This is a genomic window from Aurantibrevibacter litoralis, assembly GCF_034651555.1.
Taxonomy (GTDB): Bacteria; Bacteroidota; Bacteroidia; order Flavobacteriales; family Flavobacteriaceae; genus Aurantibrevibacter; species Aurantibrevibacter litoralis.
Genome location: NZ_JAYEEQ010000011.1, coordinates 85,220 through 110,662, shown reverse-complemented (window position 1 = coordinate 110,662; position 25,443 = coordinate 85,220). Strand labels below are relative to the sequence as shown.

17 protein-coding genes are annotated in these 25,443 nt (G+C 39.7%); 12 read left to right on the top strand and 5 right to left on the bottom strand.

The window, feature by feature from the left end:
- Nucleotides 1-157: 157 nt before the first annotated feature.
- The 6 genes from recO to U1E44_RS10665 all read left to right on the top strand — a co-directional run bounded on the left by recO (nucleotide 158) and on the right by U1E44_RS10665 (nucleotide 8,851).
- Nucleotides 158-877 (top strand): DNA repair protein RecO, encoded by a 720-nt coding sequence (recO, locus tag U1E44_RS10690; protein ID WP_322931076.1) that lies wholly within the window; start codon nucleotides 158-160, stop codon nucleotides 875-877.
- Between the two features lies 1 nt (nucleotide 878).
- Nucleotides 879-3,290: a TonB-dependent receptor gene (locus U1E44_RS10685; protein ID WP_322931075.1), complete on the top strand. Its 2,412-nt coding sequence runs from the start codon at nucleotides 879-881 to the stop codon at nucleotides 3,288-3,290.
- Nucleotides 3,291-3,579: 289 nt separating this feature from the next.
- Nucleotides 3,580-6,981, top strand: coding sequence for an isoleucine--tRNA ligase (gene ileS / locus U1E44_RS10680; RefSeq protein WP_322931074.1), 3,402 nt, complete (start codon nucleotides 3,580-3,582; stop codon nucleotides 6,979-6,981).
- A gap of 4 nt (nucleotides 6,982-6,985) precedes the next feature.
- Nucleotides 6,986-7,369 carry a TraR/DksA family transcriptional regulator gene (locus U1E44_RS10675; protein ID WP_322931073.1) on the top strand — a complete coding sequence of 128 codons (384 nt, stop codon included), beginning with the start codon at nucleotides 6,986-6,988 and terminating at the stop codon, nucleotides 7,367-7,369.
- A 68-nt stretch (nucleotides 7,370-7,437) separates the two neighbouring features.
- Nucleotides 7,438-8,136, top strand: coding sequence for a hypothetical protein (locus U1E44_RS10670; RefSeq protein WP_322931072.1), 699 nt, complete (start codon nucleotides 7,438-7,440; stop codon nucleotides 8,134-8,136).
- Between the two features lie 34 nt (nucleotides 8,137-8,170).
- The gene (locus U1E44_RS10665) at nucleotides 8,171-8,851 is read left to right on the top strand and encodes a lipoprotein signal peptidase (RefSeq protein WP_322931071.1); all 681 of its coding nucleotides are present in this window, start codon (nucleotides 8,171-8,173) and stop codon (nucleotides 8,849-8,851) included.
- Here the strand turns inward: U1E44_RS10665 and U1E44_RS10660 are convergent.
- Nucleotides 8,839-9,399, bottom strand: a complete 561-nt coding sequence (locus tag U1E44_RS10660) for a 5-formyltetrahydrofolate cyclo-ligase (protein WP_322931070.1) — start codon at nucleotides 9,397-9,399, stop codon at nucleotides 8,839-8,841. The genes U1E44_RS10665 and U1E44_RS10660 overlap by 13 nt on opposite strands.
- 619 nt (nucleotides 9,400-10,018) lie before the next feature.
- Between U1E44_RS10660 and uvrC the strand changes: the two genes are divergently transcribed.
- From uvrC to hppD, 3 genes are all read left to right on the top strand, one after another.
- Nucleotides 10,019-11,806 carry an excinuclease ABC subunit UvrC gene (gene uvrC, locus U1E44_RS10655; RefSeq protein ID WP_322931069.1) on the top strand — a complete coding sequence of 596 codons (1,788 nt, stop codon included), beginning with the start codon at nucleotides 10,019-10,021 and terminating at the stop codon, nucleotides 11,804-11,806.
- A gap of 17 nt (nucleotides 11,807-11,823) precedes the next feature.
- Nucleotides 11,824-14,091 (top strand): patatin-like phospholipase family protein, encoded by a 2,268-nt coding sequence (locus tag U1E44_RS10650; protein ID WP_322931068.1) that lies wholly within the window; start codon nucleotides 11,824-11,826, stop codon nucleotides 14,089-14,091.
- A 370-nt stretch (nucleotides 14,092-14,461) separates the two neighbouring features.
- A complete protein-coding gene (gene hppD / locus U1E44_RS10645) occupies nucleotides 14,462-15,604 on the top strand; it encodes a 4-hydroxyphenylpyruvate dioxygenase (RefSeq protein WP_322931067.1) in 1,143 nt (380 codons plus the stop codon).
- 350 nt (nucleotides 15,605-15,954) lie between these two features.
- On the opposite strand, the gene U1E44_RS10640 is transcribed toward hppD, so the two are convergent.
- The 3 genes from U1E44_RS10640 to U1E44_RS10630 form a co-directional block, all read right to left on the bottom strand.
- Nucleotides 15,955-16,311, bottom strand: coding sequence for a DUF1304 domain-containing protein (locus tag U1E44_RS10640; RefSeq protein WP_322931066.1), 357 nt, complete (start codon nucleotides 16,309-16,311; stop codon nucleotides 15,955-15,957).
- 44 nt (nucleotides 16,312-16,355) lie between these two features.
- Nucleotides 16,356-16,895 (bottom strand): 3-hydroxyanthranilate 3,4-dioxygenase, encoded by a 540-nt coding sequence (locus U1E44_RS10635; RefSeq protein WP_322931065.1) that lies wholly within the window; start codon nucleotides 16,893-16,895, stop codon nucleotides 16,356-16,358.
- Nucleotides 16,896-17,001: 106 nt separating this feature from the next.
- Nucleotides 17,002-17,475: a CAP domain-containing protein gene (locus U1E44_RS10630; RefSeq protein ID WP_322931064.1), complete on the bottom strand. Its 474-nt coding sequence runs from the start codon at nucleotides 17,473-17,475 to the stop codon at nucleotides 17,002-17,004.
- Between the two features lie 263 nt (nucleotides 17,476-17,738).
- On the opposite strand from U1E44_RS10630, the gene U1E44_RS10625 reads away from it, so the two are divergent.
- Nucleotides 17,739-23,252, top strand: coding sequence for an alpha-2-macroglobulin family protein (locus U1E44_RS10625; protein WP_322931063.1), 5,514 nt, complete (start codon nucleotides 17,739-17,741; stop codon nucleotides 23,250-23,252).
- 50 nt (nucleotides 23,253-23,302) lie between these two features.
- The gene (locus U1E44_RS10620) at nucleotides 23,303-23,821 is read left to right on the top strand and encodes a DinB family protein (protein WP_322931062.1); all 519 of its coding nucleotides are present in this window, start codon (nucleotides 23,303-23,305) and stop codon (nucleotides 23,819-23,821) included.
- Between the two features lie 58 nt (nucleotides 23,822-23,879).
- Here the strand turns inward: U1E44_RS10620 and U1E44_RS10615 are convergent, their stop codons facing one another.
- The gene (locus U1E44_RS10615; protein ID WP_322931061.1) at nucleotides 23,880-24,386 is read right to left on the bottom strand and encodes a CvpA family protein; all 507 of its coding nucleotides are present in this window, start codon (nucleotides 24,384-24,386) and stop codon (nucleotides 23,880-23,882) included.
- 103 nt (nucleotides 24,387-24,489) lie between these two features.
- On the opposite strand from U1E44_RS10615, the gene U1E44_RS10610 reads away from it, so the two are divergent.
- The gene (locus U1E44_RS10610; protein ID WP_322931060.1) at nucleotides 24,490-24,846 is read left to right on the top strand and encodes a hypothetical protein; all 357 of its coding nucleotides are present in this window, start codon (nucleotides 24,490-24,492) and stop codon (nucleotides 24,844-24,846) included.
- Nucleotides 24,847-25,443 lie beyond the last annotated feature (597 nt).

Here is a 25,443-nt window from a genome sequence, read left to right as displayed (position 1 = left end):
TGTCCTTTAGACGAAGGCAAAAATTGAAGAAATCAAGTCAAAATGAACAACAGGTGAACATTGTTTTTCCTTTAGAGCATGTGCCGTCTCCTTTTGAAACTTTTGGAGCCTAGTCAAGTAGGCTTTACCCTATCTTTGTGTGTTTCTAAGCTAAACCATGCAAGTTACTACCAAAGCCATAGTATTTTCGTCACTTAAGTTTGGAGATACCAGTTTAATCGTAAAAGCATTTACTGCTTCAGACGGATTAAAATCCTATTTACTTAAGGGCATTTTAGCCTCGAAAAAGGGAAAATTAAAGGTCGCATATTTCCAACCACTTACGCAATTAGAATTGGTTGCCTTACATAGAAACAAAGGCACTTTGGAGACCATTAAAGAAGCAAAAATACAGTATGCATATGTTTCAATACACTGTAATTTGGCTAAGAATGCCCTTGTGCTTTTTTTAGCCGAACTGTTGGGGAACGCTATTCAGGAAGAAGAACGCAATCCCGAGTTGTTCCAATTTATGGAGTCCGCTTTTCAATGGTTGGACCTAAATACGGAAGTGGCCAACTTTCACTTGGTTTTTTTGCTGAGACTAACCCAATTTCTGGGCTTTTATCCCGAAACTTCTGAAATAGCGGGTGCTTACTTTGATTTGGAGGAAGGCAGATTTACCGATAGCCCTACACTGTACACACAAATTAAAGGGGATAATTTGACGCATTTTAAACTTTTTTTAGGCACAGATTTTGATACAATGAACACCATAGGAATGTCCAAATACAGTAGGCAAGAGCTCCTTAAAAGTATAATGCTGTACTATGAGTTACATATTCATGGATTTAGAAACCCTAAGTCGCTGGCTATTTTGAACGAGGTATTCAGTTAGGATGCAAAAGATTTTTTTTAGTGTTTTTTTTCTTTTTTTCGGATTTGTATGGAGCCAGCAGTGCTTGTTGTTAGATGCGGAGACTGGCATGCCCATTTCCGATGCGGCTATTTATGTAAAAGACAGGTCCAAAATGGTACTTACCGACGGTTTTGGAAGGGCAGATCTTTCCATTTTTAAACGTAATGAGGAAATAATTATCAATCATATCGGCTATGAATTGTATATAACCAACCGCAACAAGATTAGTAGAAGTAAAGGTATTGTATATCTTACCTTAAAACCGGAGGTGTTAAATGAGGTAGTGTTGTCTGTCTCTAAGTGGGAGCAACAACGAAAAAACATTCCTCAAAAAATAGGGACTATTGAAGCGCGTGACGCAAGCTTTGGAAGCCCCCAAACAGCAGCAGATTTGCTTCAAAACAGCGGAAAAGTCTTCGTTCAAAGGAGCCAATTGGGTGGCGGAAGCCCTATGATTAGGGGGTTTTCTACCAATAGATTGCTAATTGCAGTAGATGGAGTACGCATGAATAATGCAATCTTTAGAGGAGGAAATCTTCATAATGTGATTTCCATAGATCCCTTTACCATAAAAAAAACTGAAATTATTTTTGGCCCCGGATCGGTAATCTATGGAAGCGATGCCATTGGCGGTGTAATGAATTTTTATACGCAAACACCTCAATTTTCAAGAACAGACAGTCTTGTTTTCTCCGGAAATTCCACGTACCGATTTGCGTCGGCTAATTCGGAAAACACTGTGCATTTGGATTTTAATTTTGGATGGAAAAAATGGGCTCTTCTAAGTCATATTTCCTACACTAATTTTGAGGACTTAAGGATGGGAAAACATGGCCCACAAGAGTATCTAAGAAAAAACTATGTACTTACCCAAAACGGAGTCGATATTTTGGCCGAAAACAAGAATCCCAGAGTTCAGGTACCTAGTGGGTACAATCAAATTAACCTGCTGCAAAAACTATCCTTTAAACCCAATAATGCTTGGAATTATAATTTGGGACTGCATTATTCGGAAACTTCCGATTTTTCAAGATATGATCGTCTAATCCGTCCAGACAGGGAAGGAACAGGACTGCGTTCCGCAGAATGGAATTACGGCCCGCAGAAATGGTTCTTGGGAAATTTGCAGATCGTGGGAAAGAACCGAGGGAATTTTTATGATGGGGTAAAACTAACCACAGCCTATCAAAGGTTTGAAGAAAGCAGGATGGAGCGCAATTTTCAAGACCCAAACCGCCTAATAACCCGTGAAAAAGTTGATGCGATTTCTACGAATATCGATTTTGAAAATAAAAGAACAGGAAATTTCCGATTCTACTACGGAGGGGAATATATTTTTAATAAAGTGAGTTCTGAAGGACTGCAACGCAATATAACTACAGGGCAGCAATCCGGCGCAGCTTCGCGCTACCCCGATGGTGCCACATGGCAAACAATGGCCGCCTATCTCAATACAGAATATTCAGCCAAACCCAACCTCACTTTTTTGTCGGGTGTGCGCTATAGTCATGTTTTTATTGATGCCACTTTTGACAAGACCTTTTTCCCTTTGCCTTTTGACAACGCCAATTTAAGTACTGGCGCTTTTACGGGGAGTATAGGGCTAAGCTGGTTTCCTACTGCTGATCTTCAGATTACGTGGAATGGTGCTACCGGATTTAGAGCACCAAACATTGATGATGTGGGAAAAATATTCGATTCTGAGCCAGGTGCAGTGGTGGTGCCCAACCCTAATTTAGAGCCCGAATATGCGTATACTACAGAGTTAGGCGTGCGTAAAAATTTTAAAGACAAAGTGGTAGTCAAGGGAACTGTTTTTTATACCTATTTAGTGGATGCCTTGGTTCGACGCGATTTTCAGCTCAATGGCCAAAACGAAATACAGTTTAACGGGGAATTAAGTCGGGTACAAGCCATTCAAAATCTGGCTAATGCCTACGTGTACGGCTTGGAGTTTGGTATGGATGTTTTTCTTTCGGAGCATCTTTCCGTAGCATCTAATATTACCATTACACAAGGTGAAGAGGAAGAGGAAGACGGCACAGACTCACCGGGTAGGCATGTGGCTCCCACCTTTGCCGACCTACACCTCATTTGGAAGAATCAAAAATTAAAAGCCGATATTTTTTTGAATTACAATGGAGAAATTTCATTTGAAAATATGGCGGCATCAGAACGAAGTAAGCCCTATATCTATGCCATAAACGCCGATGGCAATCCGTATTCTCCTTCTTGGTATACCCTAAACTTCAGATCCCAATATCAAATTTCAAATGCACTTAGGAGCACTGTTAGTCTAGAAAATTTAACCAGCCAGCGCTACCGGCCGTATTCTTCGGGAATTGTTTCTCCGGGGACTAATCTTATCTTAGGTATCGCCTATCGCTTTTAAAAAAGTAAAGTAAAAGATGGAAATGCTAGTGGCGTTTCTCCGCATTGGGTACAATAGCACCTCATGGATCAGACAACTATCCTTTGTAACGCTAAAGGAGCATTTTATTTACTGTCTGTGAAGAAATATGTGATGAGGATTTCGCTATGCTTACATCGACAGCGTAGTGTTGCAAGTCCTTTTTTAGGCTTCTTTTAGAGCCACCTTCTATTTGGCAGAAATACCCACCGCTAATTCAATCTAAATTTATAATTTTGCAGCCTTTAATATTAGGAATTAAGCGGTTACTATGAAGTTTGCGGAATACAAAGGTTTGGATTTGCCCAAGGTAGCAGATGAAATTCTTGCCTATTGGAAGGAAAATCATATTTTTGAGAAAAGTGTATCCAGCAGAGAGGGTAAAGAAAGCTATGTGTTCTACGAAGGCCCTCCGTCTGCCAATGGGATGCCGGGCATTCATCATGTAATGGCTCGCACCATAAAAGATATCTTTCCCAGATATAAAACCATGAAAGGGCTTCAGGTAAAACGAAAAGCCGGATGGGATACGCATGGCTTACCCATAGAACTTGGCGTAGAAAAGGAATTAGGGATTACCAAAGAAGATATTGGCACCAAAATTTCGGTGGCCGAATATAACGAAGCTTGCAAAAAGGCAGTGATGCGCTACACCGATGTATGGAACGCAATGACGGAAAAAGTAGGCTATTGGGTTGATATGGAGAATCCGTATATCACCTATAAATCAAAATATATGGAATCTGTTTGGTGGCTACTAAAACAGATTTACAACAAAGGTCTTATGTACAAGGGCTATACCATACAGCCCTATTCACCAAAGGCCGGTACTGGTCTAAGTTCGCATGAGCTAAACCAACCGGGTACCTACCAAGACACCACCGACACTACCGTTGTGGCTCAGTTTAAGGCCATAAAGGCAAGCCTGCCCACAGCGTTAGCGGCATTAGAAGGCGATATTTATTTCTTAGCCTGGACAACTACTCCATGGACTTTGCCCAGCAATACGGCCCTTACGGTAGGGTTAAAGATAGATTATGTGGCAGTAAAAACGTATAACCAATATACTTTTGAGCCGGTTACCGTTATTCTGGCCAAAGATTTGGTTGCGAAAGTGCTGGATGGAAAATTTGTTGCGGTAGAAAATGAGGCTGCGTTGGCCCACTACCAAGCTGGTGATAAGAAAATACCATTTGTTCTGTTGAATGCGTATCTTGGCAAAGAATTGATAGGTGCCCGATACGAGCAACTACTGAAGTACGCATTGCCCTATCAAAATCCTGAAAATGCCTTTCGGATTATTGCTGGCGATTTTGTAACTACAGAAGATGGTACCGGAATAGTACACACAGCGCCCACCTTTGGTGCAGATGATGCTTTTGTGGCCAAACAAGCCATTCCGGAAGTGCCTCCAATGTTAGTGTTAGATGAACATGCCAATCCCGTGCCTTTGGTAGATCTTCAAGGAAAATTTCGCCCCGAACTTAACGAATTGGGCGGAAAATATGTTAAGAATGAATACTACGAGGAAGGTGAGGCTCCCGAGAAATCGGTCGATGTAGAAATCGCCATCAACCTAAAGGAGGAAAACAAGGCGTTTAAGGTAGAAAAGTATGTCCACAGTTACCCCAATTGCTGGCGTACAGACAAACCTATTTTATATTATCCTTTAGACTCGTGGTTTATAAAAGTTACCGATATTAAAGATCGGATGTTTGCCTTGAATCAGACCATTAACTGGAAACCCAAAGCTACCGGAGAAGGGCGTTTTGGCAATTGGTTGGCAAATGCGAACGATTGGAATCTTTCTCGCTCTCGGTATTGGGGCATTCCCTTGCCCATTTGGCGGACTGCCGATGGCAAAGAAGAGATCATAATTGGCTCGGTAGCCGAATTAAAGGCAGCGATAGAAAAATCGATAGCGGCCGGAATGCTTTCAAGCGATATATTTAAAGATTTTGTAGTGGGCGATATGAGCGAAGCGAACTATGAAACCATAGATCTACATAAAAATATCGTAGACCAAATAGTTCTAGTTTCGCCTTCGGGAAAAATGATGACCAGAGAAGCCGATTTAATCGATGTTTGGTTTGACAGCGGTGCCATGCCCTATGCCCAATGGCACTACCCCTTTGAAAACAAAGAATTGATAGATAATGGAACAACGTTTCCGGCACACTTTATAGCCGAAGGTGTAGACCAAACACGAGGCTGGTTTTATACCTTACATGCCATCGCAACGATCGTTTTCGATTCGGTAGCTTATAAAAACGTTGTATCTAACGGCTTAGTACTAGACAAAGAAGGGAAAAAAATGTCCAAGCGCTTGGGCAATGCCGTAGATCCTTTTGAGACCATTGCCCAGCATGGCCCCGATGCCACGCGTTGGTACATGATTTCCAATGCCAACCCTTGGGATAATCTTAAATTTGATGACGAAGGTATTCAAGAAGTAAAGCGCAAGTTTTTTGGCACTTTATACAATACGTATTCCTTTTTTGCCTTATACACCAATATTGATGGGTTTGCGTACCGGGAGGCAGACATCCCCCTTGCGGAACGCCCCGAACTGGATCAATGGATACTTTCCGAATTGCATAGCCTTATTGCCCGTGTAGACGAGGCCTATGCCGATTATGAGCCTACCAAGGCCACAAGAGCGATTTCCGAGTTTGTACAAGAAAATCTCAGCAATTGGTACGTGCGTTTAAGCCGAAGAAGATTCTGGAAAGGAGACTATCAGAAAGATAAATTGGCCGCCTATCAAACCTTATACACCTGTTTAAGTACCGTAGCTAAACTATCGGCTCCGGTGGCTCCGTTTTATATGGATCGGCTTTACAAAGATTTAACAAGCCACACCAATAAAGAATTATTTGAAAGTGTACATTTGTCTGATTTTCCGGAATATGACAGTACTTTTGTAAATAAACCTTTGCAAAGTAAAATGGAAAAGGCGCAACTAATTTCTTCTTTAGTGCTGTCTATTCGTCAAAAGGAAAAGATAAAAGTGCGGCAACCCTTGCAGAAAATTATAATACCCGTCTTAGACGAGGAGCAGCGAAAGGAGTTGGAGGCTGTAACAGATTTAATAAAGTCCGAAGTAAATGTAAAGGAAGTAGAACTCCTAAACGACGCCTCCGGAATTTTGGTAAAACAAATAAAACCAAATTATAGGGTTTTAGGCCCTCGATTTGGACAGGATATGAAACGAGTCGCAAAGGCCATTGAGGCGTTTGGGCAAGAAGACATCAAGAAAATAGAACAACAGGGCGAAATTTCGTTACAATTAGAAAATAAAAGTATTATCTTACAGTTACAAGATGTGGAAATCATGTCGCAAGACATCGAAGGGTGGCTGGTGGCCAGTTCAGGTTCGCTGACGGTTGCCCTAGATATTACCCTAAATGATGATCTTGTAAAGGAAGGAATTGCAAGAGAATTGGTAAATAGGATACAAAATCTAAGAAAGGATTCCGGCTTTGAGGTTACCGATAAAATTGACATTAAAATTTTAAAAGACGGCATGGTAGAAGCCGCAGTACAAAGTAATTTAGAGTACATTAAAACGGAAACATTGACTGCTGATCTCAGTTTTGAAGAAGCTTTAGAGCAGGGCAACGACATAGTCTTTGACAGCATCAATACAAAATTATGGATACAAAAACACTAAAATTATGGCCGAGGATTTAAAAATAAGGTACTCCGATAAGGATCTAGAAGAATTTAAAGCACTCATCGAAGATAAAATAGAGAAGGCAAAAAATCATTTGGAACTCTTGAGAAGTTCGTATATGAACGATGGTAATAATGGCACCGACGACACTTCGCCTACGTTTAAGGCTTTTGAAGAAGGTTCTGAAACCATGAGTAAAGAGGCTAATACCCAATTGGCTATTCGTCAAGAAAAATTTATCAGGGATTTAAAAAGTGCACTTATGCGTATAGAGAATAAAACGTATGGCATTTGTAGGGTAACCGGGAAACTTATCAATAAGGAGCGCTTAAAACTGGTGCCTCATGCTACCTTGAGTATCGAGGCCAAGAATATGCAAAAATAATTGCGGTACCAACCGTGTCTTTCGGGTCTGTTGGAACTATAAACCAACAGACCTTTTTTATAGCCCGTATGACTACAAACAATACCAGAACAACAAGGAATTGCAGTAACGACAAGGGCGTTATATTCTTTCGCGGTAGCATGCAATGCAATGTTGTTCTGGGGTGCTTTTTGTGGGTCACATACCTAGTTTCATACGGGCAAAAAATTACACATAAAACTCTTATAGATCCCGAAACCACCAGCATACACCTTAATGCTGCGAACGTGTATCAGGTACAATTGGCTACAAGGGAGACTAAGGAAATGAACATAGAAGCCTTCATTGACGGTGAATATAGTGGTGAACAGCTAGTACAAATAACCAAGAACGGAGGCACTTCGGTGGTGAGTGTCGAATTTCAGCCCAATTTTGAAATGCCAAATGATAAACTAAGTGCGCACAAAGTGCTCTCGGTAGCCTTAAAAATTGAAGTGCCACAAGGTAAAAGGTTCTATCTATATGGTTCCGAAGCCAATGTAAGTATTACAGGCGTATACAGTCATTTAAAAGTGGTACTCAATGATGGAAACTGTACGTTATACCATGTTCAGGCGCCGGTAGTGGTACAAACCCAATCCGGAGTTATTACAACAAAAGGGGCTTATGCAACCATAGAGGCATTCAGTAAATATGGAGCCGTGTTCGGCGAAGCACATACATCGGGTAAATATTCGTATCACCTTAGCACTGTAACCGGAAACATCTACCTTAACAAAACCGAATAATATCCTTATTTTTGCCCAAATTATATTTTTTAAAATGAATTTAAAGAAGTCGTTACTGCTTATTTTGGCGATATTAGCGGTTGATCAAATTAGTAAAATATACATAAAAACCCATTTTGAATATCAGGATTCGGTAGAAGTTTTCAGTTGGTTCAAAATTCTTTTTATAGAGAATGAAGGCGCCGCATGGGGAACAAAACTAAGTGATATCCTTCCCGTGTCTGATGCGGTTGGAAAACTGGTGTTAACCATTTTTAGGCTATTTGCTATTTTCGGGATAGGGTATTGGCTTTATGATACCATTAAAAAGGAAGCTTCAAAAACGTTAATTGTAGCTGTTTCCCTAATTTTTGCAGGCGCATTAGGCAACATAATAGATTCTGTTTTTTACGGTATTATTTTTAACGATAGTTATAATCAGGTGGCTACATTATTCTCTTCGGAGCCTTATGGTAAATTGTTCTACGGCAAAGTGGTAGATATGTTGTACTTTCCACTAATAGACACCACCTGGCCGGCTTGGGTTCCCTATGTGGGAGGCAACCAATTTCGCTTTTTTGAGCCCATTTTTAATATAGCAGATACGGCGATTAGTACCGGAGTGGGTATTTTAATTGTATTTAACAAAAGCGCTTTGGGTAAAAAGCAAATAGCCGAACAGGAAATGGATACAGAAGAACAAGAGCAACAAAATGATCAGGATCAAAATGTATAGATTTTGTCTGGAGTAACACCGTAATCCAAAGGAATATCCCCTCCCCTTAGATCACTAATTAAGGGTTCTGCTGCAAAGAATGAAAGGCCTATTTTTAATACAGAGGGGTTGCATTGCTGCAAAAAATTATCGTAATATCCTTTACCATAACCAACGCGGTTACCGTAAATATCAAAAGCTAACAATGGCAAAAAAACAACTTCAATGTGCTGCGTTGGCACCTCAATACCCTCAATAGGCTCTGGAATACCCCATTGGTTTTCTTTAAATAGGATGGTATCTGTAAGCAAGTAATTTAGAAAGGAATGGTCGGTAGCCACTTTGGGGACAACCACATTTTTGTCCTTACCCTGCAGTATAGACAAGATAAAAGAAGTGTCGATTTCATTTTTTGTAGTGGCAGATAAAAATATATGGTAATAGCTGTAGGACCAAATCGGAATTTCTAGAAGTTTATTAGAAATCGTAAGGCTTAATGCTTGTACTTGTTCGGATGAAAGGTTATTTCTAAGGGCTTTGTATTTGGTGCGTAATGCTTGTTTTAACATTAACTAGGATTCCTTATTTTTGATGAAGAGGATTTCTTTATCAACTTATTCCTTAGAAGCTACGGCATAGTATATCTTAAAGAATAACATCAATATTAAATAGGTTCCTAAAGTGATGATATAATTTTCCATGCCAACAGTTATTTTTGATTTTTTAAATATAAAAAATATTTTGTTCATATTTTCTATGAATGGATGCATTTTATCGGTGAAATACGCATTTTTAGTTAAAAATTAACATTTATGCCCGCACTAAAAATTGTTTTCAGAAGCATGTTTTACATATAAAATATTGATAATGAATTTATTACACCTAAATTATTGATGAAATCTGGTATCTAGGAAAAAGGTATACAAAGCCTTAGATTATAACAAAGTTTAAATTTTAATACGTTTTTTTATCAAAAAATTGTTTTTCGGGGCATTATGTTACGACTTATACGACAACAGACAACCGGTTAACAAATAGTTTAGACACAGTTTGTACCTATTAACAAGTTAGAAATTATAAAAAAATTCATTTTTAAGACCTAAAAGAATTCTAATTTTTGGGTAGCTTTAACCAAAACGATGTAATTTAACATTGAAATTAAATCACATAAAATTAGACCCCTCAGTAATGTCAGAAGTGCCCATTGAAATTCAATTACGTGGTTTACCATCGCAACCTGGGGTATATCAGTTTTATGACCAAACTAAAAAACTGTTATACGTAGGGAAGGCCAAAAACATAAAGAAAAGAGTATCTTCTTATTTTTCAAAGAACCACGAAAATGGGAAAACTAGGGTACTTGTAAAAAAAATAAAGCATATTGAACACATCGTGGTGGCTACCGAATCGGATGCACTGCTTTTAGAGAATAATCTCATAAAAAAGCATCAACCAAGATACAATGTATTGTTAAAGGATGATAAGTCGTATCCGTGGATTTGTATAAAGAATGAACCTTTTCCCAGAATTTTCCCAACCCGTCGCTTTATAAAAGACGGCTCCGAATATTATGGCCCCTATACCAATATGAAAACTGTTTGGACACTATTAGAGCTCATAAAAAGTGTATATGCTCTTAGAACTTGCAATTATGACCTATCGTCCGATAAAATTAAATCTGGTAAATACAATGTGTGTTTAGAATACCATTTAAAGAACTGTAAAGGGCCTTGCGCCGATCATCAAGGGGCCGAGGAATATATGGCGCATATTGCCGAGATTAGAGAGATCATAAAAGGCAATTTTAAATTGGCGATACACTATTTTAAAAATCAAATGAAATTGCTTGCCAACGCCCTTCGTTTTGAAGAAGCGCAATTAATTAAAGAAAAATTAGAAATACTGGAAAACTATCAGGCGAAATCAATGGTTGTACACCCCAAAATTACCAATGTCGATGTTTTTTCAATACTTTCTGATGAAACCTATGCCTATGTTAATTTTTTGCAGATTTCGCATGGTGCTATCGTTTGCGGCCATACCATAGAAATTAAGAAAAAATTGAATGAGTCCAACAAGGATCTTTTGCAGCTTGCCATTGTAGAAATAAGGCAGCGATTTAAGTCGCAATCGAACGAAGTTTATGCGCCCTTTGAACTTACCCTCGAAGAAGGATTAAAACTTACCGTGCCTAAGTTAGGGGATAAACGGAAATTAGTGGAGCTTTCGGAGCGCAATGCCAAATACTACCGCCAAGAACAACTCAACCAAATCAAAATAACCGATCCGGAAAGACACAATAACAGAATATTGTTGCAGATGAAAAAAGATTTGCGGCTTTCGGAAATACCCACCCACATTGAATGTTTTGACAATTCCAATATACAAGGCACACATCCCGTGGCAGCCTGTGTCGTTTTTAAAGACAGCAAACCTTCTAAGAAGGAGTATCGCCATTATAACATAAAAACCGTAGAAGGACCAGACGATTTTGCCTCGATGGAGGAAGTGGTCTACAGACGCTATGCGCGCTTGCTGAATGAAAATGAAGCGTTGCCCCAACTTATTGTAGTAGACGGCGGGAAAGGGCAACTGTCATCGGCCTTAAAAAGTCTTGAAAAATTAAACTTACGCGGGAAAATTGCCATTATCGGAATTGCCAAACGACTTGAAGAAATCTATTATCCCAATGACCCAATCCCGCTATATTTAGACAAAAAATCGGAAACCCTTAAAGTGCTTCAGCAGTTGCGAAATGAAGCCCATCGCTTTGGAATAACATTTCATCGCAACAAGAGAAGTAAAGCTGCAATTCATTCAGAATTGGAGGCCATAGCCGGCATTGGATCAAAAACTTCGGCCGAATTATTGAAGACTTTTAAATCGGTAAAACGCATTAAAGAAGCCAACATAGACGATCTCGCAAAGACCGTGGGAATAGTAAGAGCTAAAAAAATATTTGAAAACTTTCGTTAAAAGTGGACCCTAACCCTATGCAGAAATTTATTGTTTTCTTTTGTGTTGCATTACTTCCATTGTTCGGAATTTCGCAAGACCCTATTACACAAGACAAAGACGTAAAGGTGGGTCTAGTGCTAAGTGGTGGCGGAGCTAAAGGGTTGGCACATATTGGTGCTTTAAAAATAATTGAATCTAAAGGCATAAAGATCGATTATATAGGCGGCACCAGTATGGGTGCCATTATTGGCGGCCTTTATGCCGCGGGGTATTCGGCCAATGAGCTCGATTCTATTTTTCGCAATAAAAATCTTTCCGAACTTATACAAGATAACCTGCCGAGAGGTGCAAAATCATTTTATGAAAAGGAAGACTCGGAGCGGTATGCCTTGTCGTTACCGTTTACCAATTTCAAGGTCTCGGTACCCCAGTCCTTTTCCAGCGGTCAGGATATTTATAATGAATTATTGCGACTGCTCTATCACGTAAGGGATGTAGATGATTTCAACTATTTGCCAATTCCCTTTTTGTGTATGGCCACCGACATAGAAACAGGGCAGGCTGTTTTGTTGAACAAGGGCTACTTGCCAGAGGCTATTTTGGCCAGCGGCACCTTACCTTCGCTCTTTGGGCCGGTGGAAATAGACGACCGGGTATTAATTGATGGAGGAGTGGTAAATAATTACCCGGTAGAAGAAGTACGTAAACTTGGTGCAGACGTAATTATTGGGGTCGATGTGCAACACGAACTTCGTGACCGTACATCCCTGAATACGGCCACTGAGATTTTACTTCAGATCAACAATTTTAGAACGGCCGAAAATATGAAGCTTAAATCTAAATTGACCGACATTTACATTCAACCAGACGTTGAAAATTATTCTGTAATTAGTTTTAACCTAACCAATGAGATTATTTTGGCAGGGGAAGTTGCTGCCATTAGCAAATTTGATGAATTAGATGCCTTAGCCATACAGCAAAAGGCAGTGTTTACCAAAACCGCACCCATTAAAACCCAGGATTCCTTAACCATTAATCAATTAATTATTAAAGGAAACAGCAACTATTCCAGAGGATATATAAAAGGGAAAATAAGACTTAATTTAGACAAGAAAACCACCTTCGAAAAATTAGAACAAGGCATAGGCAATTTGTCCGGTACAGGGAACTTTCAAGCCATACGCTACAGATTAATATCTTCCGAAGAAGGCGTGGATTTGGTGTTAGATTTAAAAGAGAATCCCACAAAAACATTACTTCGTTTGGGGGCTCATTACGACGATTTGTACAAAAGTGCTGCCCTGATAAATTTCACCAAAAAAAACATCTTTGTAAAGGACGACGTAGGATCAATAGATTTTATGATAGGCGATAATTTAAGGTATGATTTTCAGTATTATGTCGATAAGGGTTTGTATTGGAGTTTTGGTGTAAATTCACGATTCAACGATTTTGAAAAAGAAGTTGATTTTGAGTTATTGCGATCCAATTTCGGATTTTTAGGAAACGATAACATCAAAAACATCAATTTTTCGGTAGTAGACTTTACCAATCAATTGTACCTTCAAACGGTAGTAAAAGAAGAATTTGCTTTTATTTTAGGGGTAGAGCATAAGTTTTTAAAGTATAGTTCAAGAACTTTTTCAGAACTAATAGATCCGAACGACCCCTCTTTAAACAGTGAAGAAACGGAGCGAACCCTATTTGAAAAAAGCAATTATCTAAGTACCTATGGCAGGCTTGTTTTAGACACCTATGACGACAAGTACTTTCCTTCAAAAGGACTACTTTTTGATGGCGATTTTCACCTATACCTACTGTCCTCAGATTTTAACAATAATTTTCAAGAATTTGCCATTGCTAAGGCGAGAATGGGTGCTGCGTTTCCTCTTAGCCGCAATGTATTTCTTAATTTGGAAACAGAAGGCGGTTTTAAACTTGGGGTTTCGCAAGTTGCTTCCTTCGATTTTGTCTTGGGCGGTTTTGGTACTGATCTTATCAATAATTTTATTCCCTTTTTTGGGTATGATTTTTTGGGACTTCCGGGGAATAGTTATGTAAAAGCCTACAGTAGGGTAGATTATGAATTTTCTCCTAAAAATCACCTCCTATTTTCAGTGAACTTTGCCAATGTAGCCGATGATATTTTTAGAACCGGTGAGTGGTTTACGTCGCCTGATTTTTCAGGCTACGGAATTGGCTACGGTTGGGAATCATTTTTAGGTCCCATTCAAGTGCATTATTCATGGTCTCCGGAACGAAGTAAAGGAGAACTGTTTTTTAGTGTGGGATACTGGTTTTAATGTGATAAAGTAAATGTATCTAAACCCGTTGTGCATTTTGATTATGTAGTGCTTATTTGACACTAAAAGCTTCATTATTTGCCTCGATCCTGAAGGACGCAATGAAGATTTCTTCGATTTACCCCTAATGCAGTGTAAAAATTGACGAAATCAAGTCAAAATGAAAAACGAGGTATCTAAATATGTTGCTATTGTACACAGCAAGAAGGTATTAGGCCCATTGAATACCAAAAGCGACTTATTTTTACGATATTTGTATACACAGTGTGAACTTCGGATTATGCAAGGAACAAACTCATTAGGGGTAGCAGGTATTGCCATTCTTTAAGGATAGAAGGTATATTTTCAGGTTTACGATAAACACGTTGTTATGGACGCATTAGATAAAACGTCATTACGCTTGCCCAAGGAGAATAGATCTGCCGAGGACTTTTTGCCGTTATTGGGCACCGATTATGTAGAACTCTATGTGGGTAATGCAAAACAAGCTGCCTATTATTATATGGCGGCTTGGGGTTTTCAAGCAGTGGCTTATGCCGGTTTAGAAACGGGCCTTCAGGACAAAGTCTCCTACGTGCTCCAACAAGGTAAAATTAGGCTGGTACTTACATCACCACTTAAGGCAGGGGGTGCTATCAATGCACATATAGAGGCACACGGAGATGGTGTAAAAGCTATTGCACTCTGGGTAGACGATGCCTCTAAAAGTTACAAGGAGACTACAAAAAGAGGCGCCCAAGGATATTTGGAACCCCAAATACGTAAAGACGATGACGGAGAAGTTGTTATTTCAGGGATACATACCTACGGAGAAACCGTGCATCTCTTTGTAGAACGTCATAATTATAAAGGCGTTTTTTTGCCCGGGTATCGGCCGTGGCAACCTTTTTATCAACCCGAATCGGTAGGTTTAAAATTCATAGACCATATCGTAGGGAATGTGGGTTGGAATGAAATGAATAAGTGGTGTACCTTTTATGCCAAAGTCATGGGATTTGCCCAAATCGTTTCCTTTGATGATAAAGACATTTCTACCGACTATACTGCCTTGATGAGCAAGGTAATGAGTAATGGAAATGGGCGCATTAAATTTCCGATAAATGAGCCTGCAAAAGGCAAACGAAAATCCCAAATCGAGGAATATATCGAATTTTATAACGGTGCAGGTGTACAACACATGGCCTTGGCGACCGATAATATTATTGAAACGGTAACCGCTTTAAAAAACAGAGGTGTAGATTTTTTGACCGTACCCGCCAGTTATTACGATAATGTATTAGAAAGAGTTGGCGAAATAGATGAGGAATTAACCCCTTTAAAAAATCTTGGAATTTTGGTGGATAGGGACGAGGAAGGATATTTGTTACAAATATTTACAAAACCGGTTTTAGATAGGCCTACTATGTTTATAGAAATTATCCAAAGAAAGGGCGCCAAATCGTTTGGAAAGGGCAATTTCAAGGCGCTTTTTGAAGCTATAGAGCGCGAACAATTGGCTCGAGGAACCTTATAATGCTTGATTTTCTTAAGGATGTATTAATTCGGAGCCGACCCCTAAATTACTGTTAAGAGTATAGTTAAAGTACGTTAAAATGAAAAAAAGATCCTGAAAACCGTGGTATATTTGTTCCCAGTAAGGGGTGGTTCCCTTACAACTTTAAGTATTGGTTTTTCATAATTTAAAGTTTGGTTGGTTATTTAGGAAAGCCCAGTTTTAGAACTGGGCTTTTTTTTGTGCGCTACCCATTTCATATATCTGCCTATACCCTGAGTTCGATTAATCCAAAATGGGTGTCTCAAGTGATCCCTAACTCGGGATTAAACTGGTTCGCCAACAAAGTACAAAAAAACAGTATTTTGGATTTAAAAAATCAAACCAATGGCCAGTAACGCCGGCAATGCCTGCACAAAGAAAATTTTTTTGTCGGCTGTAAGCGCCCCATAGATACCGGCAATAGCTACACATCCTAAAAAGAAAAGCGAAATATTGGTTTTCCAAATAGGGTCTTCTATGAACAAAGTCCAAAGTAGCCCACCTGCTAAAAATCCATTGTATAGGCCCTGATTTGCAGCCAGTTTTCGTGTGGGCACAAACAATTCTGGCGGAAATTTTTTAAAAACCTTAGGTCCCCTAGTCGTCCAAGCAAACATTTCCAACCAAAGAAAATAGAGATGTAGCAATGCCACAAACCCTACTAAAAAAGCCACCACAACTTCCATATACTATGTTCTTAATTTATGTAATCTTGTGCTTGGAGACCTTCTTACTCCTTGGCAATAAATCGTTCATCTGTGGGCATTACGGTACCGCAATTGTCGCATGTTCTTAAATTTTCAGAACTGTAAAAGGTCTTAAAATGGTCTAAAAAATCCTTCTCAATATCGTTTAATGTAAAATAAGCCTCGTAAAGTTTGTGGTTACAATGATCGCAAAACCATAGCAAACCATCATCTACGTTCATACCGGCTCTTTTTCGTTCTACAACCAACCCTATAGAGCCTTCATGCCGTACGGGAGAATGCGGAATTTTAGCCGGGTGCAGGTACATATCACCGGGGCCTAGCGTAAATGTTTTCTTTTTACCCTCGTCTTGAATATGTATTTCAATAGTACCTTCTAATTGATAAAACAGCTCTTCGGTTTCGTTATAGTGATAGTCTTTACGCGCATTAGAACCCGCAACAACCATAACGATATAATCGCCGGCATCTTTGTACAAATTCTTGTTGCCTACCGGAGGTTTTAGAAGGGATCTGTGTTCGTTAATCCACTGTATAAGGTTAAAGGGTGGTTGTACCGGCATTCTTAAAAATTTTTGATATTGGCTTACGCTTATGACCTAGAATACAGCCCATAAGGCGATGGCATTGATTCCCTCAAATGTAAGAAAACAAATGTAGACCTAAAATTTATCGATAGAACAATTGGGTAAAATAGAAATTTCCCTCAGCGTCTTTCTTTATACTCACCGCCGTATGCGTAAACTGACCTTCTATGGCCTTTCGGTGACTGGGACTGTTCATCCAATTGGTGAAGGCTTCTACTGCAGAATCGTAATCTTTGGCCACATTTTCAGAAACTTCAGATGCATGTACCTCAGCAGTTAAGTCCTCGGCTCTTGAATTAAAGTTATCATGACTAATACTGCCTCTAGAAATCATATAATCGGTATGCGCACTAGCGTATTCATAAGCCGTGGCACTAAAGGTTAATGCTTGAACTCCGGAGGACACTCTATGCATATTAACGATATCTAACAATTCCTTTTCCACATCGGGAGCACTCACGGCCGTAAGGGTCGCAACAGATTCTACAGGTTCTGTGCTACAGGAACCAAACATAAAAAAAATCATTAAAGATAAAATATGCCTTACAACTTTCATACAGTGTTCTTAACTGCATGTAGGCTAAGCGGAAGAATGGGGGATTCTTATGGGGTCGATCTTTGGGAAATCAACATGTAATATTAGAAAATATGGTGCCTTCAAGCCTTGTTAAAATTTCCTTATTCGACAAATGGTTTCATATATCAGATCAATTGCCGTATATGACCTAAAAACAGCCTAAAAAGTACAACTAATGAACTGCCAAAAGAGCTTTTTTTTATCCAAAAAAGGTATATTTACATCAATTATACATACCATCCATGCGCTCTAAATACCCTCTACTGTTTGTTTTTATAATTTTTTTTGCTGCCTGCAACCCAAAGACGAACAACGAAGCGTTTAGTAATCTAAATCTGTATCAGGAATATATTTCTGAGGTGTCGCAGGGTATTATTTCTGCCAAAGGAGATATTCGGGTGGTACTTCAGCAACCTATTGAAGCTTGGGGTAACGAAATGCAATTGCCCCATAGTTTTCTAGAGATTTCCCCCACCGCCAAAGGCAAGGTAGTTGCACTGAACCAAAGAACCCTTGCTTTTGTTCCGGACGAAGGTTTTGATCAAGATACACCCTATAAAATTACGGTACGCTTAGATCAGATAGTAAAAGACTTGCCAAAGGAATTACGCAGTTTCACTTTTGGGGTGAAGACCTTAAAACAAGAATTATCTATCCATACCAACCCATTGCAATCCTATGCGCAAGGAATGCCTTACATAGAAGGGCAACTATACAGTGCGGATGTAGTAGCGCTTTCAACTATTAAAAACATAGTTGCCGCAAACCAGAATGGAAAATCGGTTGCCCTTAGCTTCGATGAATCGGTAAAAGAAGGAACACAATTTCAATTTAAAATTGATAGTATTCAACGCTATTCTGAAGATACGAACCTTACTATTTTATGGGACGGAACAAAAAATAAGATTGATAGCAAAGGTCAGAACGCCATAGTAATTCCCGGAATCAACAATTTTGTGGTGCTCCATGTGCGTACAGAAACAACAGACAACCAAGTGCTACGCATCAGTTTTTCGGATCCCATAAAGAAAGGTCAAGATTTAAAGGGATTGGTCGTTTTAGAAGGCGATAACGCACCAAAATTTTCAGTAGATGGCAATACCCTAAAAATGTATCCTTCCATAGAGGTCTCCGGAGTGCGGACTATTGAAGTGTTTCAAGGCATTGAAAGTGCCGATGGTCGTAAATTAAAAGCGTCATTTACAGAGCGTATCGCTTTTGAAGATCCAAAACCAGAAGTACGCCTTCTTTCTAATGGAACCATTCTTCCGTCTTCAGAAAATTTGAAAATTAATTTTGAAACCGTGAATTTAAAAGCCGTAGATGTGGCGGTCTACAAAATTTACAAGAATAATGTTCTTCAATTTTTACAGCAAAATAATTTAGATGGGGACTATGATCTCAGAAGTGTGGCTCGACCCATTGCTACGAAAAAGATTGAATTTGTACATGCAGGAGCGCCCTATAATAGAAAATGGACGGCTCATGCCTTAGATCTTAAAACCCTGATAAGTCCGGAAGTCGGTGCTATGTACCGGGTAGAACTTAGTTACAAACCAACCTATAGCCTTTACCAATGTGAAAGTACCAATTTTACAGAAGCCATTGACGCCAACGAACACTATGATACCGATCAGGAAAGCAGTGCATGGGATGGTGTAGAAGGGTATTACGACTATGTTGACTACTACAATTACGACTGGACCGAACGCGAAAATCCCTGCCATACCTCATATTACTTAGATACTAAAGTGGCCATTAATGTACTAGCCTCCAATCTTGGGGTCATCATTAAAAAAGGACTACGCAACACCTACTTTGTAGCTATTAACGATATTGTAAGCACACTACCAATTGCTGGAGCCAAGGTGAGCTTTTACAATTTTCAACAGCAAGAGCTGGGAAGTACCGTTACCTCAGCGAGTGGTACAGCTAGCTTTTCGTCCGAAGATCCGGCCTATTTTGCAGTTGCAGATTATAACGGCCAAAACACCTATGTGCGCTTAAACGATGGCAATGTTTTGTCGGTTAGCAAATTCAACGTTTCCGGGGTACAACTGCAAAAGGGAATTAAGGGATATCTCTATGGTGAGCGGGGGGTTTGGCGTCCCGGAGATATGCTTCATTTGTTTTTCGTATTAAATGACAATGCCCATACCTTGCCCGAAAATCATCCGGTAAAATTAGAACTACTAGATCCTTACAACAAAATAATCCATCGAGAGATAAAAACTACCGGAAGCAACAATTTCTACGATTTTAAGCTCAAAACCGATGAAAATGCCCCCACGGGCAATTGGATGGCAAAAGTTTCGGTTGGCGGCGCATCCTTTACAAAAACGATAAAAATTGAAACGATAAAGCCCAACCGACTTAAGATTAATACCCGCTTCGAAGATGAAATTTTATCGGGTTTCAATCCCATAAAAGCCGAAATGGAAGTAAAATGGTTGCACGGCGCCGTGGCAAAAAATTTAAAGGCAGACGTAACCGCTAAATTCAGCCCAAAAAACACCACATTTAAAACCTTTCCAAATTATGTTTTTGATGATCCTACGCGGCTAGTTTCAATAGAAGACCAAATCGTTTTCAATGGGAGGGTAAATGAAGAGGGTAAAACCACTTTTCGTATAAATCCGCAGCTGAACACTAAAGCCCCCGGAATGCTCACTACCGCCTTTGTAGCAAAAGTGTACGAAAATGGCGGTGATTTTAGTACGGATGTCTTTACCAAAACGTATTCGCCTTATACAACCTATGTGGGGATCAATGTGCCCAAAGGCGATGCCGCAAGAGGGATGTTGTTAACCGATGTAAAACATAAATTTGAAGTAGCCACCGTAGATGACAAAGGAAACCCAAAAGCCACGGCAAATCTTAAGGTAGTGGTTCACAAGATACATTGGAGGTGGTGGTGGGAAACTTCTGCAGACAACCTTTCGACCTACAGCAGCAGTAATTACCGAGAAAAGGTATACGAAGAAACTATAAACACCAACACCGAAGGAAAAGGTTCCTTTACATTCGAGTTAAAGTACCCCGACTGGGGCAGGTATTTGGTTTCTGTAGAAGATCCTAATGGGGGGCACGCTACCGGAAAAGATGTGTATTTCGATTGGCCGGGCTGGGCCGGAAAATCGCAAAAAAATGATCCATCGGCGGCTACGATGTTAGTTTTTTCAACAGATAAGGAAACCTATACTGTAGGCGAAACCGCAACGGTTACCTTTCCAAGTTCTGAAGGTGGCAGGGCATTGGTAACGCTTGAGAATGGTAGTGAAGTTTTAGAATCCCTTTGGGTAGAAACCACAATGGGAGAAACTATCTTTACATTACCCATTAAGGAAACCTATACACCGAACGTATACCTCACCCTATCTTTGCTGCAACCACATGCCTCTACTTTAAATGATTCTCCTGTTCGCTTGTATGGTATGGTGCCCCTTTTAGTGGAAAACCCTGCAACAAAACTTCAGCCCGAAATTGAGATGCCCAAGGTGCTGCGACCACAAGAATCTATCACTGTCAAGATAAAAGAGAAAAAGGGCAAACCTATGACCTATAGCATAGCCATAGTAGATGAAGGACTTTTAGATCTTACGCGATTCAAAACTCCTAATCCTTGGGATGCTTTCTTTGCCAGAGAAGCCTTAGGTGTTAAAACCTGGGATGTTTATGACGATGTTATAGGGGCTTTTGGCGGACGCATAAACCAAGTATTTGCCATTGGTGGCGATGATGATTTGGCAGGAGCCAAAAACAAAAAGGCTAACCGTTTTGAACCTATGGTAGTGGTACTGGGGCCTTTTAGCTTAAAATCCGGAGAAACCAAATCGCATAAAATAGAAATTCCTAAATATGTAGGAGCCGTGCGCACCATGGTTATTGCCGGAGATCCACAAAACGACGCTTATGGGATGGCAGAAAATACTACCCCGGTGCGCAAACCCCTAATGGTGTTGGCTTCCCTTCCGCGAAAAATTACCCCCGGTGAAAAAGTAACGCTTCCTGTAACGGTTTTTGCAATGGAGGACAACGTAAAAAATGTGAGCATCACCCTAAAGCCAGATAACGCCTTTAAAATAAGTAGTGCTGCTACGCAACATATTACGTTTTCTGAACCAGATGAAAAAATGGTGTATTTTAATTTGGAAGTGGCCGATTTTGAAGGAATTGGCAACGTTATAGTGGAAGCCAAAGGCAATGGGGAAACGGCCTCTTTTGACATACCGATAGACATCTTCAATCCCAACCCGGTAACCACTACAATTCAGGATCTTGTTTTGGAACCAAATGGGAGTAAGACCCTAAATCTGGAACCCTTTGGCATTGCCGGCAGCAATATGGCACAGATAGAATTGTCTACCCTACCCCCAATGAATTTTAATGGAAGAATGCAATATCTCATTCAATATCCGCATGGGTGTGTGGAACAGACCACAGCAGCGGCTTTCCCACAATTATTTCTTACACGTATTTTTGATGTTCCTTCTAATAAGAAAGCAGAAATTCAACAACATATTCAAAATGCGGTACGTAGGATAGGAAGTCATCAATTGCCCAATGGGGGATTCTCTTATTGGCAGGGCGAAAATTGGGCGAATGATTGGGGCACCTCTTTTGCTGGTCATTTTTTATTGGAAGCAGAAAAGCAGGGGTACGTGTTGCCAATTGGTTTTAAATCGGGGTGGATACGTTTTCAGCAAAATAATGCCAAACAATGGCGTGCAGGAAGCGAAAATTCGGACTTGGCACAAGCCTATCGCTTGTATACCCTAGCTCTTTCCGGCAACGCAGATATGGCCTCGATGAATCGTTTACGGGAAACAACAAATATTTCTAACGAAGCCAAATTCCGATTGGCAGCTACCTACGCCTTGGTAGGGCAGCCTTCTGCGGCACAACAGCTGCTAAATAGTAGTTCTTTAAATTTTAAAAGTCAGAAGGCGGACTACCAAACCTACGGGTCGGAAGATCGAAACAGGGCAATGGCGCTGGAAACCTATGTCTTGTTACAGGATAAATCCAAAGCTCAGGAAATAGCGAAGACCGTCGCACAACAACTGGCATCCAGCGAATGGATGAGTACACAAACTACCTCGTATAGCTTGTTGGCCATGGCCAAATTTGCAGAAATGATTGGAGGTAAAGGTATCAAGGCAAGCATTACCCTAAATGGAAAAACCGAATTGGTAAGTACCGAAAAAACGCTTGCAAACCAAGCGCTCGCCATCAAAAATGGAAGTAATACCCTTCAAGTTAAAAATGAAGAGGCCAATACGGTATACGTGAGCATCATTAACAGCGGTATTTTGCCTGTGGGCTCAGAAAAAGAGGTGCAACGCAATTTATCTGCTCATATACGCTATAAAGGGCGTGATGGCTCCACCATGGATATAACAAATCTAGCTCAAGGCACTGACTTTGTAGCCGAAGTAACGCTGACCAACACCACCGGAAATGACAGTAAGGATATTGCCTTACAGCAGATTTTTCCTAGTGGCTGGGAAATTGTAAACACCCGTTTTACCGATTTTGGTGAATATGCCCAGAACGACGTTACCTATACCGATGTGCGAGACGATCGCGCCAATTTCTATTTTGATTTGAAAAAGAATGAGTCGAAAACCTTACGCATCTTGCTGAATGCATCCTATTTGGGTCGCTATTATTTACCCGGCATTCAAGCGGAGGCGATGTATGACAATGATTATATTGTTCGTACAGGTGGACAATGGGTTGAGGTGAGGCAATAAGTACTGAGTATTCAGTTTTACGTTTTTTAAGGTGTGCAAATGTATAAACAATGAAACGAATCGTACTATTGGTTGGTATTGGATTAGCTGCTTTAAGTTGTTCGGACAAAAATGACGCACAAATCACAAATGTGAAATCCATACTTGTGCAACAATTAAAAAATACCCATACAAATCAAGATTGGTTTGTACCTACTAAAATTGCGATTGAAGGGCTTACTTTTGACCAAGCGAACTGGAAAGACAGTGCAGAAAATCATTCTATTGGGGAATTGGTATCTCATTTGGTTTTTTGGAACGAGATGAATTTAAAAGCATTTAAAGGAGAAAAAACGACAGAGGTTACTATTGATAACAAAGAAACTTTTGCAATGAACAGTACAAAAGAATGGATAAGTGCGGTCGAAAAATTAGATAGTATTCAAAACGAGTGGGAACAACTGACACAAAAAGCATCCAATCAAAAGCTATTGGATTGGAGTACCGAGATTGCAAACATGACAGCGCATACGGCGTACCATACAGGGCAAATTATGTACATTAGAAAACGAAATGGATGGTGGAAGTAAGTAGTAGGTATAAGAGATATACAAAACATCTTCGGCTTCACTAAATAAAAAAGACAAACTATTCTTGCTCCCTTTCTTCAAAATCTCCTCGTAACACCTTACTAAATACCAATGCCCCAATGGCTTTAATGGGTTTATAGAGTTTGGAGGCTTGCAGCGTTTCCTGAGGTACAAAATCCAACCTTCTGTTGCTTCGCTCCATAAAAATTAAGACTGCGCCTAGGAGTACCGCAACTTTTAGAATACCAAACAGGCTTCCTGCAATTTTATTTAAAAGACCCAGCATGGCGAAATCGGCAATTTTTGTCAGGAGCTTTCCAGCCAGTGAAACGACAATGACAATAAGGATAAAGGTGATGATAAAGGCTGAAAGATTCATATAGGCATAATCCCACTGCATTGTATTGGAAAGGTAATCACCGGTAATGTACGAGAAATGAATGGCGCCATAAAGTCCGGCGATCAAGGCAACAAGAGATGCAATTTCTACAAAAAGTCCATTACTTAGACCTTTAAAAAGACCATATAACAAGAGAAGCCCTATGATGATATCTACGACATTCATGGTGGTGTATTTTCACAAATATAGTACTTTGATTTGTACCTTTGGTTTTTTAGAAACCCGACGGGTTTTTTAAAACGCAACACACAACACTTAAATTTGAACCATGTCTAGAGATGTACTTTTAAAAGAGCGTTGGAAAGAATTGATAGCGAAATTATCTGCTCAGTTTTCAGACGGGGATCCATTAGATTTGGATGCGATAATTTATTTGGTAGGGGTGCAAGAATTAGGACAATACCACAGAACGTACAAAAAGGATGAGAAGATTAACCTGATGCATATTGCTATTTGTCGCTTGCTGGAACCTTATGGGTATTATGAATTTCATTATTTTGACGATGAAGGCTGGCCGCACTACACCATAAAAGAAGCCTTGCCACCGCTTAAAGCCGGAGAACAATCCGTGTTGATGAAAGAGGCCATTGTAAGCTATTTTTTAGAAAAGGAATATATTTCCTAAGCCGAAACCTTTGATTATTTTCCCATTTCAAAACTCCTTTACTTCAATAACCTATTTGGAACGGAAGCGGTCTATATACCGTATTTCAAAATTCCGTTGGGTTTTTTATGGCTTAATCTGGCATTGTCGTATAGAAAAAGAACGTGTGCGCTCGTGGTTTAGCATTTGATTTTCCTTATAGAATGCCATGATAGTACACTTTGGCTGCAATTGCCAAATAGAGAACGCATAAAATATCCTTTACAGTAATACCGTTGTTCTTAAGTGATACTATATCATCAAAACAATACTACCATTATAACCGCTCAAGACCCGTTAAAAAACTATGATGTTATTGATTTAATCTTTATCTCAAGCTCCTTGTAATAAGACCTAAGGGTACACTTTTTCATACCTTCATAAAAAAATACAACCATAGGAAATCCCTGTTTCTGATGTGTTTCCAGTGACGTAACTACAATAGTCATCCGTTTTTTAATCACACTAATAGGACAGTGCTATTCCAAAAAGGCAAGAATCTCGTCGCCACTTCAAAAAACTAATACATTCTATCTATTACAAGTATTAACGACATTCTCTGAATGCAATGACGGCTTC

Excerpts from the sequence above, each read along its gene's own strand:
- recO (WP_322931076.1), top strand. The coding sequence starts at position 158 with ATGCAAGTTACTACCAAAGCCATAGTATTTTCGTCACTTAAGTTTGGA.
- U1E44_RS10685 (WP_322931075.1), top strand. The coding sequence starts at position 879 with ATGCAAAAGATTTTTTTTAGTGTTTTTTTTCTTTTTTTCGGATTTGTA.
- ileS (WP_322931074.1), top strand. The coding sequence starts at position 3,580 with ATGAAGTTTGCGGAATACAAAGGTTTGGATTTGCCCAAGGTAGCAGAT.
- U1E44_RS10675 (WP_322931073.1), top strand. The coding sequence starts at position 6,986 with ATGGCCGAGGATTTAAAAATAAGGTACTCCGATAAGGATCTAGAAGAA.
- U1E44_RS10670 (WP_322931072.1), top strand. The coding sequence starts at position 7,438 with ATGACTACAAACAATACCAGAACAACAAGGAATTGCAGTAACGACAAG.
- U1E44_RS10665 (WP_322931071.1), top strand. The coding sequence starts at position 8,171 with ATGAATTTAAAGAAGTCGTTACTGCTTATTTTGGCGATATTAGCGGTT.
- U1E44_RS10660 (WP_322931070.1), bottom strand. The coding sequence starts at position 9,399 with ATGTTAAAACAAGCATTACGCACCAAATACAAAGCCCTTAGAAATAAC.
- uvrC (WP_322931069.1), top strand. The coding sequence starts at position 10,019 with ATGTCAGAAGTGCCCATTGAAATTCAATTACGTGGTTTACCATCGCAA.
- U1E44_RS10650 (WP_322931068.1), top strand. The coding sequence starts at position 11,824 with ATGCAGAAATTTATTGTTTTCTTTTGTGTTGCATTACTTCCATTGTTC.
- hppD (WP_322931067.1), top strand. The coding sequence starts at position 14,462 with ATGGACGCATTAGATAAAACGTCATTACGCTTGCCCAAGGAGAATAGA.
- U1E44_RS10640 (WP_322931066.1), bottom strand. The coding sequence starts at position 16,311 with ATGGAAGTTGTGGTGGCTTTTTTAGTAGGGTTTGTGGCATTGCTACAT.
- U1E44_RS10635 (WP_322931065.1), bottom strand. The coding sequence starts at position 16,895 with ATGCCGGTACAACCACCCTTTAACCTTATACAGTGGATTAACGAACAC.
- U1E44_RS10630 (WP_322931064.1), bottom strand. The coding sequence starts at position 17,475 with ATGAAAGTTGTAAGGCATATTTTATCTTTAATGATTTTTTTTATGTTT.
- U1E44_RS10625 (WP_322931063.1), top strand. The coding sequence starts at position 17,739 with ATGCGCTCTAAATACCCTCTACTGTTTGTTTTTATAATTTTTTTTGCT.
- U1E44_RS10620 (WP_322931062.1), top strand. The coding sequence starts at position 23,303 with ATGAAACGAATCGTACTATTGGTTGGTATTGGATTAGCTGCTTTAAGT.
- U1E44_RS10615 (WP_322931061.1), bottom strand. The coding sequence starts at position 24,386 with ATGAATGTCGTAGATATCATCATAGGGCTTCTCTTGTTATATGGTCTT.
- U1E44_RS10610 (WP_322931060.1), top strand. The coding sequence starts at position 24,490 with ATGTCTAGAGATGTACTTTTAAAAGAGCGTTGGAAAGAATTGATAGCG.